The following is a 16,094-nucleotide window of genomic DNA, read 5'->3' as shown; positions in this document are numbered from 1 at the left end:
CGGAACGGATAGACGTACCTTTTATGGCCACATGGCGGCCGGCAAGGTTCAATCCGTACGGGGTTAGCCCTCAGATCGGCCAGCCTGGCGCATAGGGTCGTCAGTCACTGTTCAGTCGGGCGTACGCGCCAGATGACGTTGCCCACGTCATCTGCAACCAGCAGTGCGCCTGTCCGGTCAACTGCAACCCCAACCGGTCTGCCCAGAGCTTCGCCCGCCTCGTTGACGAAGCCGGTCAGCACATCTTCTGCCTGGCCGTCGGGCATGCCGTCGCGGAAGGGGACGAAGACCACCTTGTAACCGCTGCGCGGCCTGCGGTTCCAAGAGCCATGCTGACCGACGAAGGCACCATTTCTGTAGCGCTGCGGTAGCAAGCTCCCTTCATAGAACGCCAGGCCGAGCGAAGCGGTGTGTGCACCGAGGGCGTAGTCCGGTACCAGGGCGCGCTCGACCAGATCCGGGCGCTGAGGTTTCACGCGCGTGTCGACGTGCTGGCCGAAGTAGCTGTACGGCCAGCCATAGAATCCGCCGTCCCGGACCGACGTCATGTAGTCGGGTACCAGATCGCTGCCGATCTCGTCGCGTTCGTTGACGGTCGTCCACAGCGAGCCGCTCTCAGGCTGCCAGGCCAGCCCGTTGGGATTGCGCAGGCCTGATGCGAACAGGCGCATGGTCTTGCGCTGCGGGTCGACTTCCAGAATCGCCGCGCGGTTCTCTTCGGCCTGCATGCCGTTCTCGGCTACGTTGCTGTTCGAGCCGCTGGTGACGTACAAGCGCGATCCGTCCGGTCTGGCGACGACATTCTTGGTCCAGTGGTGATTGATCGGCCCGGCAGGTAGATCGATCACCTTCTCGCCGCTAGCGGTGATGCGGATTGCGCCTTGCTCATACGGGAAACGAAGGAGCGCATCGGTGTTGGCTACGTAGAAATCGTTACCGACCAACGCCATGCCGAAAGGGGAGTTGAGGTTGTCCAGAAAAACGGATCGCTGCTCCGGTACGCCGTCGCCATCGCCGTCGCGCAACAGGGTGATGCGGTTGGCGCTGGGGCCACCTGAGCCGGCGCGCGCCATGACTTTCCTGGCGACCCAGCCGCGCAGGCCCTGACTCTGCTCCTTGGGTGGCGCATCACTCTCGGCTACCAGCACATCGCCATTGGGCAGGACATGAAGCCAGCGAGGGTGGTCCAGGCCGCTGGCAAAAGCGTCTACGCGCAAACCTGGCGCTGCTTGTGGCTTTCCACCCTGCGGCCAGCCTTTGGCCGGGGCGATATGCACTGTCGGCAACAGGGTCCGGTTCGGCTCCGGCAGTGTCGGCGCAGGACCATAGCCGGACTCCACCGGGAGCTTTGCGGTTTCGCTGCAACCGGTCAGTGCAAGCAGACCGAAACCTAAGCAGAGAGCCAGAACGCTGCGCATGTTTTCCCCCAGGATCATCGATCCGCAGTCTGCTATGGCGAGCGACCAGCCTGACGGTGCTTGCGTGCGGCGCGCAGTGCCGTGTGACGCTCCAGGCGTGGCATCAGTACGAAGATGGCCAGGGCCAGCAACGTGCTCAGTACGGCGGTGGCTTCGTGTCCAAGGCCGACGGCCACACCGATCGCAGCAGTGAGCCAGATGCCGGCGGCGGTGGTCAGCCCTTTGACGTCCTCCGCGGTGTTGCCTTTGAGGATAGTCCCAGCGCCGAGAAAACCGATGCCGGTTACCAGCCCTTGAATCACGCGCGAAATGTCTTCCGGGGTCATTCCGGCCTGCACCGGCACCAGCACGAACAGAGCGGCCCCGAGCGCCACCAGCATGTGGGTGCGCAGGCCCGCTGCCTTGCGCCGGCGTTCGCGCTCGTAACCGAGCAAGCCACCCAGAACCGATGCGATCAGCAGGCGGCTGCTGACCCGTGTCGCATCTTCCAGGTCGGTGATGTCGGAAAACTCCGAGGCGACGGTGCTGGAAATGATCGCCCACCACTCCATGTCGTTCTCCACGCTGCATTTGTTCTGATATGGAGTGATTGTGGGCAGCCGAGGTTCGCTAGTCGGTGACGCGGAAGCGCAGCATCCCGATCATCTGGCCTGCCTCGGTGACGACGCGCACACGCCAGCGGCCGGAGGGCTCTGCCGGAAAGTTACGCTTGTGGGTCCAGGCACGATAGCCGGCTTCGCGGCCGCCGCTGATGTCCAGCGCGATTCGATCGACGCGTCGACCGTTATGCGTCCACTCATGGTAGATCCGCTCTTTCAGGCCGCGGGGTGCATTGATCGCGGTGTAGGCGTAAAGGCCATTGGCCTGCAGCTCCGCACTACTGAGTTCGCGCAGGCCCTTGCCGGGTTTGCGCTGGCGATCGTCGAGACTCATGGTCACCGCGACGTCGGTAAGCCAAAGCGTGGCCGGCGGCACCCAGGTTCGGCCAAGCCAGCCTGCACCGGCAAGCGCGATAGCCAGGAGCGCGATGCCGGGCACCGTGCGCCAGTTCCCGCGCGGGAACAAGCCACTGAGGCTTGGCAGCGCCAGAACCACGGCGATTACCAGCGCCAGCTGATAACTCTGCGGGGTAGACAGATGAAAGATGATCGGCAGCGCGGTCAGCAGCACGGCGAACAGCGTCAGCGCATGAAAACCGAGATAGACCCAGCGTCGCGGCGCCAGCCATCGGTAATACAGCGGATCAATCAGCGAAACGAGTGCCGCCACGCCAAGCAGCCCGGTGAAAAGGGCCTGGCCGCTGTTCCAGGTGGTGGTGATGGCGAAGAACGGAATGATGAAGAACAGGCTTTCCTGATGCACCATCTGCGTCGCGTAGCGCAGCAGCGGTGGCGGTATCTGCCAGCCGAACCAGCGCTGCAGGGCGCGGCGCAGGCTGGATTCGAGGACCAGCCAGAGCCAACTGACGAGCATCACCAGGGCAACGACCTTGGCCAGACCGGCATGGCGTTCCACCAGAACGAAGCTGGCGACGCCGGATGCGAACCCGAACAGCGCCACAGTGCCCGGGTAACGGCGAATCAGCCGGCTTACCAGCTCGAACAGGCGCGACAGCAGCGGTTTGAGAGACATATGGGTCCAGTCCGAGTACGGCGTGCCAGTTTGCAGTATCGAGCACGCCAGACCGGGCGCAAGCTTGTTGTGATGAAGATTTGCTCGCAGGGCCGGCGTCGGTGCATTCGCTGTCAGGTTTGGACGGCCGCTGCGGCTGCCGGCAGCGCCGTGGTGGAGAGCGTTCAGACTTCCACTCAAGGCAGCTTTTGCGACGGCGCCGGTTGCGGCATCGCCGATGAGTGATGGCTGGTGATAAGCCACTGGCCGGCGTCATCGAACCACTTGTAGGTGAAGGTATAGCGCGCTGGGACTGTGTTGCCATCGCCCAGCTTGAAGCTGTAGAGCCCGGTGTCGAGCGCGCTGTTGCAATCGATCATGATCATCCGTTCGACAATCTCACCTTTCGGTTTCAGCGCCAGGAAATGCTCGAAGTAATCCAGCTTGGCTTCCGGCGTCTGCCTTGGGGTGTTGGACACCGTCGGCAACAGCATTGAATCAGGCGCATAGTTTTCCACGACCCGTTGCGGTTCGCCCGATTGCACATCGGCATTCCAGCGGTCGAACAAGGCGCTGATCTGGGCTTCGTCGGTCTTCTGGCAGACTTGGTCATCCGCCAGTGCGGCGAGCGGGGTGAGGGAGAGAAGTAGGGGGAGGGCGTATTTCATGCTGTCACTCGTAGCCGGTGGTCGATTTGCGGTCTGATACCGCAGCGGTACTGCATATCGTGGATACGTCATGCAGCCTTGTGACCACCCGCTACCGCGGTCATTCCCACCAGTGGTCGATCAATGGCGAAGGGCGGACTCGATGGCCTCGCGGACATCCGTATAGGATCGGGCTGCCTGTGCCGTCAGGCGCACCTGAGGCAAGCGGACGGTTTCACAGAGGCGATCGACGAAATCCTGCTCGGCTTCCGGATCGTCCAGATTGATCACGCAAACCGGTGTCAGATCGTTCTTCTCGCATAGCAGGAAGTCAAAGCGCGTCGCAGCGATGCGGTTGTGGGCTTGGTACCAGTAGGCGCGCCGAGGCACCGCCGTGATCTCGACGACATCGGCGACGCTTACCTTCGCCAGGATGAGGTAGCGCTCAGCGAATGTCCGTTCCAGCATGTCCAGCAGCTCGCGCTCTGCTGGAGAGAACAACGGGACCTTCAGGCTGTAGGGGTACTGCAGGGCGGGATGGTTCAGCTGGCGATTCTTGATGAAGAAAACCAGCACGAAGCAGACGAATGCCACCAGCGTCAGGGCGAGCCAGCTCATGAGTCAGTTCCCTGGCGTAACGGCACATGGCGAAGACATCTCAACTGGTGCATGTATAAGCCTCCCGCATCATCGAACCTAAAGGTTGTGAGTGTGAGCCGATTGATTCGTTCGTTTGAGTGCTTATCCACGATAGTTGTGTGTCGTCCTGTGGATAACGGCTGTAACAGTTTCTATAGGCGCCGCGGCACTAGAGTTTCGAGCAGTTGATCAAAATTTGTGCTTTTGCTCTCCTGCGACACGAAAGGGCTAAAAAATCGACTTTCGCGACGGCTTTGCCAGCGCTCTAGAGCTTTATCCACGCCAGCTGTGCATTCCTATGTGGATAACATGGGGGCGCAACGCTGCAGGCCTGATCACGTACGGCCTGCGGCGAGTTGGATGCTTTTTGATCGGTGTCTTCAGGATTTACTGCGGCGCCGTTTTATCCCAACGACTATGCGCCGGCGGCTGCCAGGCATCGAGCAACTTGATGAGCGCCTGCGGCTGGTCGCTACGCTGCAGCATCTGCCTATGTTGAGGCCGCACGAAGCCCTCATCGACGAGGTGGTCGAGGAAGTGGCTGAGCTTGCTATAGAAATGATTGATATCCAGCAACCCGAGCGGCTTGGGGTGGTAGCCGAGCTGACCCCATGTCCAGACCTCGAACAGCTCCTCCAGCGTACCCAGCCCGCCGGGCAGGGCGATAAAGGCATCCGCCAGTTCTGCCATACGCGCCTTGCGCGCGTGCATCCCATCTACCACCTCAAGGCGAGTGAGGCCGGTATGGCCGACCTCGGCATCTTTCAGGCTCTGTGGGATTATTCCAATCACCTCACCGCCTGCAGCCATGGTGGCGTCTGCCACCACGCCCATCAGCCCGACAGCTCCGCCGCCGTAGATTAGACGGATGCCATTGGCGGCCAGCGTGCGGCCGAGGTCCTGGGCAGCTTGTTCATAGATCGGATTGGTGCCGCGGCTGGCGCCGCAAAAAACGCAAATGGAACGCAAGGTCATCGTTTACTCCGCTCGTTGGGCTCGCGGAAGGGTACGCCGGGCCGCGCCAGTGGCCAAGCGGGTTCCGTGCGGCTAGCGCTCGGCCAATGCGCCACTGGCGGCACAGGCGTAATTGGCGAACAGGCGTTCGATCAGGTTAAGGCTGGACATGGGCACTCTCCGTGAGAAGCGATGGCTCAATGCTAAAGGGAGCATAGATTCAGTTCCCTTAGATTCTTGGCATTGCCGCAATAGCACTCGGCTATGTGCAAGGGGGCTTTGTTATCCCCGGGAGCTGTGTGCGCCTTTGTGGATAACCTTGGGAGCAACGTCTGCAAGCGAAGCGGCACGTGCCTTTGCGCAGAGTGCTCATTTTTTACTCAATATCTTGGATGCGACTCCAGGCCGCATGGTAGAAGGCTTTGCAAAACTTTTGTCGCTGAGGTAGGGCGGCACAGCCAGTTGCTTCACGTGCTCCTTTATCCACCGGTGCTGTGGAAAACTCTGTGAGTTGTTTGGGTACATGCCATTGCAGGCTCGTGATGGCGCGGCCGCGCTTCAGATGATCGAAATTCGATCAGCGGGGGCGTACCTCCGCCGGGGCGCATCCCCGCCCCTTATGCCCAGGCATTCATTTCTGGTCGGTTGGTTGTGACGCGCTGGCACCTGATCGAAACTCGCTGCACTTTTTCATTCCAACAAGAACGAGGGAATTCCGCATGACTGATGCCATCCGCTTCGAAGACAAGGTAGTGATCGTTACCGGGGCCGGCGGTGGGCTCGGCCGGGCGCATGCCCTGTTGTTCGCTCGTCACGGTGCGAAGGTTGTGGTCAACGATCTGGGCGGCAGCACCCAGGGTGAGGGCGCCAACAGTTCGGCAGCCGATCGGGTGGTCGAAGAGATTCGTCAGGCAGGCGGCACGGCCATCGCCAATCATGATTCGGTCACCGATGGCGACCGAATCGTGCAGCAGGCTCTGGACACCTACGGCCGCATCGATGTGGTGGTCAACAACGCCGGCATCCTGCGCGACAAGACCTTCCACAAGATGGAAGACGCCGACTGGGATCTGGTTTATCGCGTGCATGTCGAAGGTGCCTACAAGGTTACCCGTGCCGCCTGGCCGCATATGCGCGAGCAGAACTACGGACGGGTAATCTTCACCGCGTCGACCTCCGGTATCTACGGCAACTTCGGCCAGTCCAATTACGGCATGGCCAAGCTCGGGCTGTACGGACTGACTCGCACGCTGGCGCTGGAAGGGCGCAAGAACAATGTGCTGGTCAACGCCATTGCGCCCACCGGCGGCACGCGGATGACCGAGGGGCTGATTCCGCCGCAGGTATTCGAGCAGCTCAAGCCGGAGTTGGTCAGCCCGCTGGTGGTCTATCTGGCCAGCGAGCAGTGCCAGGAGACCTCAGGCCTGTTCGAAGTGGGCGGCGGCTGGATGGGCAAGGTGCGCTGGGAGCGCAGTCTCGGTGCCGGTTTCGACCCGAAGGCCGGTTTCGATGCCGAGGACGTCGCCGCGCAGTGGCAGCAGATCTGTAATTTCGAGAACGCGGCGCACCCGGCCGACAACATGGAAGCCTTGAAGGAAATGATGGCCAACCTGCAGAAGCATGCTGGTTGACCGTCTCTGGCTCGATTTGCGCTGCCGCTTGATCCTGCGTCGCTCAGCCGGTAGCCGCCCCAGGCTCCGGGCGTAGCAGGCGCAGCGCCTTTTCGCGGGCCTGGCTCAGGTCGCGCACATAGAGCAGATGCCCTTGCAGTCGATGGATGCCCGCGCGGCGCAGCTTCAAGCGCACGCGGGCATTACTGCCGCTCAGGATCAGCGTCACGCCCAGTCGCCGGTAATCCACCAGGACGTTCTCCAGCGCCGCCAGTGCCGTCATGTCCAGCATCGGCACCGCGCTGATGTCGACGATCACCACCTTGACCTCTGGATTGAAGCGCCGCAGTGCACCCAGTGCCTTTTCCGCCGCACCGAAGAACAGTGGTCCGCGGATCGCGTAGGTTGCGACATGCTCGGGCATGTCCTGCAGCAGCCGTCGTTGATCGCGCGATAGCGCTGTGGTGTCGGTCAGCTCGCTCATGCGTTTGATGAACAGCCCCGCCGCCAGTAGCAGCCCGACGCCCACCGCCAGCACCATGTCGAACAGCACGGTGAGAATCAGGCAGGTCAGCAGCACCAGTACGTCGCTGCGCGGCGCAATGCGCAGGACGTGCACGACATGCGGCGCTTCGCTCATGTTCCACGCCACCATCACCAGCAAGGCTGCAAGGGCTGCCATCGGCAGATAGCTGAACAGCGGTGCCAGCCAGAGAATCGCGACCAGCACCACGCCGGCATGGATCATCGAGGCCAGCGGCGAAAAGGCACCGGCGCGGACGTTGGTGGCGCTGCGGGCGATGGCCGCGGTCGCGGTGATGCCGCCGAACAGTGGCGCGACCAGGTTGCCCAGGCCCTGGCCGATCAGCTCGCCATTGGGTTCATGGTTGCTGCCGGTCATGCCGTCGGCGACCACGGCGCAGAGCAGCGATTCGATGGCGCCGAGCATGGCGATGGCAAACGCCGGAGCGAGCAGCTGGCGGAACAGCTCGTAGCTCAGCTGTAGCGGCTGGCCGTCCGGACCGGGCAACAGCCAAGGCCAGGCGAAGTCCGGCAGAAACGGTGGAATACCCGGGTGCGTCACGCCGTCCAGCGTGTAGCTGAAGCGTTCACCCAGGGTGGCGACGGACAGTCCCACCGATTCCAGCAGCAAGCCTGCCAGGGCGCCGACGGTCAGCGCCACGAGGTGGCCAGGTACTTTCGGTACCCAGCGCGGCCAGATGATCAACACCGCCAGGCAGATCGCAGCCACCACGGCGTCACCAAGCTGCGCGCCCGGCAACGAGCGCAGCAAGAGGCTGACCTGCTCGACGTAGTGCTGCGGTTGCTCGGTCAGGGTCAGGCCGAACAGGTCCTTGATCTGCAGGGTGGCGATGACGATGCCGATGCCCGCAGTGAAGCCGAGGGTGACAGGGTAGGGAATGAAGGCGATCAGGCGGCCGGCGCGTAGCAACCCGAGTGTGATCAGGATCAGGCCGGCGAGCATGGTGCACAGCAGCAGGCCGCCAAGGCCGAACTGCTGGGTAATTGGCAGCAAGATCACCACGAAGGCCGCAGTCGGTCCGGAAACGTTGAAGCGCGAACCTCCGGTCAGCGCGATCAGCGGTGCAGCCACCAGTACGGTGTAGAGGCCGTGTTGCGGCGCCACGCCGACGGCAATGGCCAGCGCCATCGCCAGCGGGATGGCGATGATGCCGACCGTCAGCCCGGCACTGATGTCACCGCGCAATGCACGGGTTCCGTACCCCAGACGCAAGGCCTGACGCCATGCGGAAAACAAAGGGGGAAGCTGCATGCCGGGACGCTCCTTGTACACGAAGGCGCCATTACAGGCGCGAGCACTTTTGTTATTTGTGCCGAACAATCGCCCGGTATGGCCGAATAGCGATGTACGACCTTGGTCGCAAGCCGCCCTGGCGCGTTGAGTGAGCCGCCTGCGAGGAGTAAACTGCCGCCCCCGTGAGACCCCGTGGACCGGAGGCGGCATGCGTAAAGACAAGAAGCAGGTGATTGGCGACGAGATCGCAGACGAGTCGATCAAGCTGTTTCTGCAGCCTGAACCGGCTGACGATACTCCCCCTTCGCTGCACAAGCTGATCAAGGCCTATCGAGGCCTTCGCATCGATGATTTCGAGCGGTTTCTCGGTTTTTTCGTGGCTGCTGGCTACGACCTCGAAGCCAGGAACAGCATGGGGCAGGACTTTATTGATCTGGTTGCCGACCAGCGTCATGCCAGACCCTATATCGAACTGATCGAGGCCATGCGCGGCTGAACCGAGCGGCGCCGTTTCGTATCGAACGCAGCGGGTATCGTTGCGGCTCGGTGCTACGAGTCGGCGCCACGGAGGTCAGGGCCGGCAACATGATTCGCAATCGTTTTCCTCGCAGCGTCCACCGTCGAGCTTTGGGCCAGGCCCGCTCCGGATGGATCGTAGCGAGAGGAAGGAGGCCAAAAGCCGCCCTTCCGACAGCTGGCAGGCTGCCTCTGGTGGCCTGTTCTCGGGCACATGTTCCCGAGCAGCGGTCCAGGCACATGCTCCGTTCCTGATCGTCTGGCTGGTGGGTTTTACGGGGCCGCGTACTGCGGTCTCGACAGTTTAATGCTGTGATTCTGGAGAACGCGTTGATGACGCAACACGATAGCGAAGCAGTGGATATGGTGCTGGTGGGAGCCGGCATCATGAGTGCGACCCTGGCGGTACTGCTCAAGGAACTCGATCCCAATATCAAGCTGGAAATCGTCGAGCTGCAGGAATCCGGAGCCATCGAAAGCTCCAACCCGTGGAACAATGCCGGTACTGGTCACGCGGGTCTTTGCGAGCTGAACTACACCCCCGACAGCAAAGACGGCGCGATCGACATCAAGAAGGCCGTGCTGATCAACACCCAGTTCGAGGTTTCCAAGCAGTTCTGGGCCTATCTCGCCGACCGCGAAGGCTTCGGCTCTCCCCGCGATTTCATCAATGCTGTGCCGCATCTGAGCTTCGTGCGTGGCAGCAAGAACATCGACTACCTCAAGCGCCGCTTCGATGCGCTGAAGACCCACCACGCCTTCGCTGACATGGAGTACAGCGAGGATCGTGCGACGCTGGGCGAGTGGATGCCGCTGATGATGCCGGGCCGCGCCGCCGACGAGCCGATCGCCGCGACCCGCGCCATGAACGGCACCGACGTCAACTTCGGTGCGGTGACCAGCCAGCTGCTCGGCTATCTGGCGCGTAGCGGTGGCGTCAAGGTCTCCTACAACCAGAAGGTCACCGGTCTCGATCGGACGGCCAGTGGCTGGAAGGTCGATATCAAGAACACTCGCACCGGCGATTCGCGCCAGGTGCAGGCCGGCTTCGTTTTCCTTGGCGCTGGTGGCGCGGCATTGCCGCTGCTGCAGATGTCCGGTATCGAAGAGGGCAAGGGCTTCGGCGGCTTCCCGGTCAGCGGCCAGTGGCTGCGCTGCGACAACCCGGAGATCGTCAAACAGCATCAGGCCAAGGTCTACAGCCTGGCTGCGGTCGGCGCGCCGCCGATGTCGGTGCCGCACCTGGATACTCGCGTTGTCGACGGCAAGAAGTCCCTGCTGTTCGGACCTTATGCAGGCTTCACCACCAAGTTCCTCAAGCGCGGTTCGTTCATGGACCTGCCGCTGTCGATCCGCCCGAGCAACATCGGCCCGATGATGGCGGTCGCGCGCGACAACATGGACCTGACTCGCTATCTGATCAAGGAAGTGATGCAGTCCATGGGGGATCGCCTGGAGACGCTGCGTGGCTTCTACCCTGAGGCCAAGGCCGAGGACTGGCGCCTGGAGATCGCAGGCCAGCGCGTGCAGATCATCAAGAAGGATCCGAAGAAAGGCGGCATCCTGCAGTTCGGTACCGAGCTGGTCGCAGCAAATGACGGCACCATCGCCGCGCTGCTCGGTGCCTCGCCGGGTGCGTCGGTCACCGTCTCGATCATGCTTGACCTGCTCGAGCGCTGCTTCCCCGAGCAGTACCGTTCCCAGGCGTGGTCGAGCAAGCTGCAGGAGATATTCCCAGCGCGCGAAACCACGCTGCAGAACGACGCCGCAGCCTATCGTGAGATCAGCCAGATGGCCGACAAGCGCCTGGGCCTGGAGTACTGAGCCACACGGCCAGTTCCGCGCTGAACGAGAAAGCCCCGCTCGAATGAGCGGGGCTTTTTTGTGCGCGGATGGTTACCGCCAGGCTGCGCTCAGGCGGCGTGCCGGGAGTTTGCGGGGAGCTCGTGGCCAATCCAGCTCAGGCGAGCCTCCTCGACTTCGATCCATTCTGCACCGGCGGGCCTGTGGGTGCTGCTGAGCAGCATGCGGCAGCGGCCGTACTCGTCGAGCAGGGCGAAGTGACGGGGCTTGCGGCGGCGCAGCAGTGAAAGGATCTGGCGCATGGGTGTTCACTCGTGGTGACGGGCTGGATCCTTTATCGCAGATGCCTGTGACAGCCCGATGAACTGAACGGGGCGGCATCGCCGTCGGTCAGAAGCTCATCACTGTCGGCGCTTCGTGCCGCTGGGTATACTGCGCGGCATTCGTCGTCCCTAACCTGGAGAAAGCAGCATGCTGCAACGCCTGTTGTTCGGTCTTGTCACCGTTCTTGGAATGAGCCTCGTAGGCTGTGCCCATAGCCCGCAGCAGCTCGATCCGAACCCCAAACTCAATGGCACCATCAATCCTGTCGGCCAGGGCCAGCCCGTGGTCGTGCGCGTGGTCGACGCGCGCCCCTCGCCGACTCTGGGCACGCGTGGCGGGCTTTACCCGGAAACCAGCGCGGTGATCGTGCCGAGTGCCAAGGTCATACCCAAGCTGCAGGCTCAGGCTGAAGCCGCCGTACGCCTGCTTGGCTTCACGCCGTCGCCCAATGCGTACAACGCCCCGCAACTGACCTTGACCCTGGCAGAGCTGAAGTATCAGTCGCCGAAAGAAGGGCTCTACGTGACTGAAGCCAATATCGGCGCAACGTTGAAAATCGAAGTCCAGAACGCTGGCAAGCGCTACAACGGCCGCTATGGTGCTTCGCTGAACCAGCGGTTCGGTATGGCGCCGAACGAGCAGACCAACACCAAGCTGGTCACCGATGTGCTGAGTGATGCACTGACCCGCGTATTCCGCGACGACAACATCGGTCGCTTGCTGGCGCAGTAACGCAAGCCGCACCGAGACTGCCGTTCCGAAAACCCTGCCATGGCTCAGCCTGGCAGGGTTTTTCATTTTTCATGGCGCAGAAATGAAGACGCCCCGCGATTAGCGGGGCGTCGGTGCAGCCAGTCGATTGTCAGCGGACGCCGGAGTTGCGCAGGGCGGCCGGGGTGTACTGGTTGGAGTTGGCCTTGTAGTTGTAGGTGTAGGGGTTCTTCTCTTCGTTCTTCATCCCCATGACCAGATAGCGGCCGGAGATGAGGTCGTAGAGGGTTTCCATCGAATACAGCGGAACCTGCACGTTATAGAAATGCAGACCGTGGGCTTCGGCTACGCGCCACAGCTGATTGCGACCGTCGTAATGATCGACGATTGCGGCCTGCCAGGTGTCCTCGTCGATGAAGAAGTGGCGCTTGGCATAGATATGGCGCTCGCCTGTTTTCAGGGTCGCCTCCACTTCCCATACGCGGTGCAGTTCGTAGCGGGTCAGATCCTGATTGATGTGACCGGCCTTGATGATGTCGCTGTACTTGAGCTGCGGCGAATCCAGGCGATAGGCGTTGTAGGGGATGTACAGCTCTTTCTTGCCGATTAGTTTCCAGTCGTAGCGGTCCGGCGCACCGTTGAACATGTCCAGGTTGTCGGAGGTGCGCAGGCCGTCGGCTGCTGTGCCCGGGCCGTCATAGGCGACCTGCGGAGCGCGGCGCACACGGCGCTGGCCGGCGTTGTAGATCCACGCCATGCGCGGCTCCTTCACCTGATCCAGCGTCTCGTGTACCAGCAGCACGTTGCCGGCCAGGCGCGACGGCTCGGTGACCTGCTGCTTGAAGTAGAACAGCACGTTGCCATGCTTCTCGGCTTTGTAGTCCGTCAGGGTGTCGGTGTAGACCACTTCGTCGACGAACTTGACCAGGCTGAAATTACCGTTCACCTGAGGCGTAGCCTGGGCGATCACGCGGCGCGCGGAGCCGCCGCGGTAGCGGGTGATGTGGTTCCAGATGACTTCCATGCCGTCTTTCGGGATCGGGAACGCGATGGCCTTGTCGAAGTTTTCCAGGCCGTTGCCACCGCGGACCATGTTGGTCTGCGTGGCGTTGCGTGCTGCCGCGTCATACACGTGCTGCGGCATGGCTGCGCTGCGCCGGGTCTCGTAGACCGGCAGGCGATAGCTCTCCGGGTAACGCTTGAACATGGCGATCTGGCCAGGCGTCAGGTTGTCCTTGTACTGCTCGAAGTTCTTCGCCGTGATGGTGAACTTTGGCTTGTCGTTCGGATAGGGATCGCCAACGAAACCGTCGGCCGATACCGCTGCGGCGTCCTGCGCCAGCCCGCCGGTCCATGCCGGAATGGTGCCTGCTGCGTTGCCGGCTTTCTCCGCACCGATGGGCGTCAGCTCATTGCCCAGGCGCGCTGCTTCCGATTCTGAAACCGCCGCCATGACATTGCTGGCAAGCAGTGAAAGCGTGAGCGCTCCGGTGGTGAACATTGTTATTTTCATTATCTCGTCCTGTCGTTCTGAATAGCTGATTCCCCGTGGCGCCGATGGCAACCGGCGCCAAGTGATACGGCATAGCGATCTGTGCCAGCAGCGATGTTGGTCATGAAGACATCTGTCCGCCGGCCAAGCAGGCTTGGCGCGAGCGAGGCCACACGTAGTTCGCTGCCGTCCCCGCACACGCTCTAGTACGCCGTTTCGAGGTATGTCGAGGGTGCGGGTGAGCCCGGTCATTAGTCAAGGCCGAGTGGTGAACACTACGTCATAAGTTGAGCTGATGATGGTGCAGGGTCAGCGGCGTTTGATCGGGCAGATCTCACGCGCTGCGTGCTTACGGGTAAACTGCGCGGCTGCCCAGCGGCTCGAGAAGTGGAAGGTGGAATGGTGTTACATGCGCAGTTGGGGATCGTCCTGACCCTGCATTGGTTCTCAACGGATTGGCGCTGATTTGTGCGCTTTGCGGTAGCTGGCTGCTGGTGGCTACCCAATGGCGTCAGGTATGCGCTTCGCGTCGGGCTGTCATCGCCCAGGTTCCGGCTACATCGCGTAGCACCGCAGGCACTGCCGCGACACAGCGAGTCAATCAGGTGTTCTATCGATTCGGCTGGGCGGGCCTTCTGCTCGGTCTGGGCCTGTCGGCGGCTTCAAGGTTGCTCTGAGCCAGCGCCGCTGGTTCGAAGGCAGGGCCCGCTGCACGATGCACTGCGGGCCTTCTGCATTTCAGGGCTCGAGACCTGCGTTCAGACGGTACTGGTTACGCACCGGGGTTGCGTACTGCTGAATCAGATAGGGCTGCTGTACGCTCGGGCAGGCAGCCAGACGCTTGCTCCACTCCGCTTCGGCACGCTCCACTTCTTCACGACTGAACAGCTCGGCTGCGCTGGGCACCTGGATTTCCGGGTCCTGGTCATCCCACAAGCGATAGGCAAGGTAGTGCACCGGAAACAACTGGTAGCTGCCAAGAATCTGCCGATCCACCACCACCGCCATCTGCTTCGCGTCCTCGGGAACGCTGTCCATCGGCGTGCCAAAGGCAATGTGCACGCGCCCTTTGTAGCCGGTGATACCCAGAGCGATGCTGGCGTCATCCTCACCGGGGGCCTTGCTGTAGCTACCCGTGGTGGCGCGGATATACAGCTCGCGGGCCTTGGCCTGATCGCAGGGGTCGTATTCGTAGCTGATTGCCACCGGCACTGGCCGCAGCGCCTCGAGCGTCTCGGCGAAGGCTTCGTCCTTGCGGCTCATGTGCAGCATCTTGAGGATCGCCGAATCGGTGCGGTCATCGCCGTCCTTGGCCCGACCCTCGGCCTGCGCAATCCACACCGATTCGCCGTCATTGCGAATCGAGTGGTTGATGTAGGCCGACAGCACCTGGTAGGCCGCCAGCTTCTCGCGTCGGCCGGTAATCGACCGTCGCACGATGAAGCTCTTGTTCAAGCGCATCAGGTCGCTGACGAAGGGCCGCTGCAACAGGTTGTCGCCGATGGCGATGCGTGGGGTGCGGATGCCGGCCTGGTACACGGCGTAATTGACGAATGCCGGGTCCATGACAATGTCGCGGTGATTGGCCAGAAAGAGATAGGCCCGACCCTGCTGCAGTCGTTCCAGGCCGGAAAAGGTCACGCCGTCGGTGGCGCGCTCGATGGTCCGGTCGATATAGGCTTCGATCGTATGCTGCAGGGCATCCACGGTGTGGATACTGGCGAACTGTTTGCGCAACCGGCGCGAGATGACCGGCTTGATCAGCCAGCCCAGGCTGTCGGCCAGACGGGGGAAGCGGAAGTGCGCCAGAATGTCGAGAAACTCGCGATCGGCGAACAGGCGTGCCATGACCGTCGGTACTTCGGCGTCGGCGTAGGGTCGGATGGCTTCGAATTCGTCCATCATGCTCTCTGTAAAGGAAACGAGGAACGGGCCTGCAGTGCGGAAGGCACGGCGATTCACGGAACGGACCGGAGCCGGCTGGCTCATACTCATCGAGTAAACGGCTGGTTCGGCTGATCGCCAGTGAAGCCTGCATGCGGCCCAGGGTGCCCGTAATGGGGCACGCCGAGTCGGTCTTTTCGATAAAGGTCCGAATCGACGACCTTTAAAGACGGCGATTATAGCGACAAGTCACGTGGAGGTTTGATGCTCGAAACACAGGTCTTCAATTGCCCGTACTGCGGCGAGCCGGTTGAGGCTGTGCTCGATCTCAGCGCAGGGGACCAACAGTACATCGAGGATTGCTCTGTGTGCTGCCGGCCAGTGGTGTTCGATCTGCGCACGGACGGCGAGCAGTGGCAACTGGAAACGTTGCGGGAGGACGACTGATGCGGCGTGTCTATGAGCCGCGCGACCTGCTTGAAGCCGAGATGCTCAGCGGCATGCTGATTGCCGAGGGAATCGAGGCTTTCCTTGCGGGGAGTCACCTGATCGGTGCCATGGGTGAGCTGCCGGCGGCGGGCTTGCTCGGGCTCATGGTGCCGGACGAGGATGCCGAGCGGGCGCGTCAGCTGATCGCTGCGTACAATGGCGCCGAGCCGTTGCCGGGCGATGAACCGGAGAGTTACCCCGGCGAACTGATCTGCTGAC

16 protein-coding genes are annotated in these 16,094 nt (G+C 62.1%); 6 read left to right on the top strand and 10 right to left on the bottom strand.

All coding sequences use genetic code 11. The features are described 5' to 3' along the window. Positions 1-104 precede the first annotated feature (104 nt). The 6 genes from PSEST_RS15785 to PSEST_RS15760 all read right to left on the bottom strand — a co-directional run bounded on the left by PSEST_RS15785 (position 105) and on the right by PSEST_RS15760 (position 5,290). Positions 105-1,418 carry a PQQ-dependent sugar dehydrogenase gene (locus PSEST_RS15785; protein ID WP_041757057.1) on the bottom strand — a complete coding sequence of 438 codons (1,314 nt, stop codon included), beginning with the start codon at positions 1,416-1,418 and terminating at the stop codon, positions 105-107. 32 nt (positions 1,419-1,450) lie between these two features. Then, the gene (locus tag PSEST_RS15780; RefSeq protein WP_015277972.1) at positions 1,451-1,969 is read right to left on the bottom strand and encodes an MgtC/SapB family protein; all 519 of its coding nucleotides are present in this window, start codon (positions 1,967-1,969) and stop codon (positions 1,451-1,453) included. Positions 1,970-2,027: 58 nt separating this feature from the next. Then, on the bottom strand, positions 2,028-3,050 hold the full coding sequence (locus PSEST_RS15775; protein WP_015277971.1) for a DUF5924 family protein: 1,023 nt from the start codon (positions 3,048-3,050) through the stop codon (positions 2,028-2,030). A gap of 176 nt (positions 3,051-3,226) precedes the next feature. Further along, entirely contained in the window at positions 3,227-3,697 is a 471-nt protein-coding gene (locus PSEST_RS15770; RefSeq protein ID WP_015277970.1) for an SgcJ/EcaC family oxidoreductase, read from the bottom strand. A gap of 120 nt (positions 3,698-3,817) precedes the next feature. Then, the gene (locus PSEST_RS15765; protein ID WP_015277969.1) at positions 3,818-4,294 is read right to left on the bottom strand and encodes a DUF2726 domain-containing protein; all 477 of its coding nucleotides are present in this window, start codon (positions 4,292-4,294) and stop codon (positions 3,818-3,820) included. Between the two features lie 408 nt (positions 4,295-4,702). Then, positions 4,703-5,290, bottom strand: coding sequence for a TIGR00730 family Rossman fold protein (locus PSEST_RS15760; protein ID WP_015277968.1), 588 nt, complete (start codon positions 5,288-5,290; stop codon positions 4,703-4,705). A 698-nt stretch (positions 5,291-5,988) separates the two neighbouring features. Here PSEST_RS15760 and PSEST_RS15755 point away from each other — a divergent pair. Then, entirely contained in the window at positions 5,989-6,900 is a 912-nt protein-coding gene (locus PSEST_RS15755) for an SDR family oxidoreductase (RefSeq protein WP_015277966.1), read from the top strand. Positions 6,901-6,943: 43 nt separating this feature from the next. On the opposite strand, the gene dauA is transcribed toward PSEST_RS15755, so the two are convergent. Continuing rightward, positions 6,944-8,674, bottom strand: coding sequence for a C4-dicarboxylic acid transporter DauA (dauA, locus tag PSEST_RS15750; RefSeq protein ID WP_015277965.1), 1,731 nt, complete (start codon positions 8,672-8,674; stop codon positions 6,944-6,946). Between the two features lie 190 nt (positions 8,675-8,864). On the opposite strand from dauA, the gene PSEST_RS15745 reads away from it, so the two are divergent. Beyond that, the gene (locus tag PSEST_RS15745) at positions 8,865-9,152 is read left to right on the top strand and encodes a PA4642 family protein (RefSeq protein ID WP_015277964.1); all 288 of its coding nucleotides are present in this window, start codon (positions 8,865-8,867) and stop codon (positions 9,150-9,152) included. A 332-nt stretch (positions 9,153-9,484) separates the two neighbouring features. Continuing rightward, on the top strand, positions 9,485-10,996 hold the full coding sequence (gene mqo, locus PSEST_RS15735; protein ID WP_080602183.1) for a malate dehydrogenase (quinone): 1,512 nt from the start codon (positions 9,485-9,487) through the stop codon (positions 10,994-10,996). A gap of 89 nt (positions 10,997-11,085) precedes the next feature. Here the strand turns inward: mqo and PSEST_RS15730 are convergent, their stop codons facing one another. After that, positions 11,086-11,277: a hypothetical protein gene (locus tag PSEST_RS15730; protein ID WP_015277962.1), complete on the bottom strand. Its 192-nt coding sequence runs from the start codon at positions 11,275-11,277 to the stop codon at positions 11,086-11,088. A 169-nt stretch (positions 11,278-11,446) separates the two neighbouring features. Between PSEST_RS15730 and PSEST_RS15725 the strand changes: the two genes are divergently transcribed. Next, positions 11,447-12,031: a YajG family lipoprotein gene (locus tag PSEST_RS15725; RefSeq protein WP_015277961.1), complete on the top strand. Its 585-nt coding sequence runs from the start codon at positions 11,447-11,449 to the stop codon at positions 12,029-12,031. Positions 12,032-12,161: 130 nt separating this feature from the next. Here the strand turns inward: PSEST_RS15725 and PSEST_RS15720 are convergent, their stop codons facing one another. Beyond that, positions 12,162-13,511, bottom strand: coding sequence for a DUF1329 domain-containing protein (locus PSEST_RS15720; protein ID WP_041756740.1), 1,350 nt, complete (start codon positions 13,509-13,511; stop codon positions 12,162-12,164). A 729-nt stretch (positions 13,512-14,240) separates the two neighbouring features. After that, positions 14,241-15,407 (bottom strand): 1-acyl-sn-glycerol-3-phosphate acyltransferase, encoded by a 1,167-nt coding sequence (locus PSEST_RS15715; RefSeq protein WP_041757055.1) that lies wholly within the window; start codon positions 15,405-15,407, stop codon positions 14,241-14,243. 243 nt (positions 15,408-15,650) lie between these two features. On the opposite strand from PSEST_RS15715, the gene PSEST_RS15710 reads away from it, so the two are divergent. Both PSEST_RS15710 and PSEST_RS15705 read left to right on the top strand, forming a co-directional pair. Next, positions 15,651-15,833 carry a CPXCG motif-containing cysteine-rich protein gene (locus tag PSEST_RS15710; RefSeq protein ID WP_015277958.1) on the top strand — a complete coding sequence of 61 codons (183 nt, stop codon included), beginning with the start codon at positions 15,651-15,653 and terminating at the stop codon, positions 15,831-15,833. Beyond that, a complete protein-coding gene (locus tag PSEST_RS15705) occupies positions 15,833-16,093 on the top strand; it encodes a DUF2007 domain-containing protein (RefSeq protein ID WP_015277957.1) in 261 nt (86 codons plus the stop codon). The genes PSEST_RS15710 and PSEST_RS15705 overlap by 1 nt, the downstream gene beginning before the upstream one ends. The last annotated feature ends 1 nt before the right edge of the window (position 16,094 follow it).

The organism is Stutzerimonas stutzeri RCH2 (genome assembly GCF_000327065.1).
GTDB lineage: Bacteria > Pseudomonadota > Gammaproteobacteria > Pseudomonadales > Pseudomonadaceae > Stutzerimonas > Stutzerimonas stutzeri_AE.
This window is presented reverse-complemented; position numbering and strand designations above follow the sequence as displayed.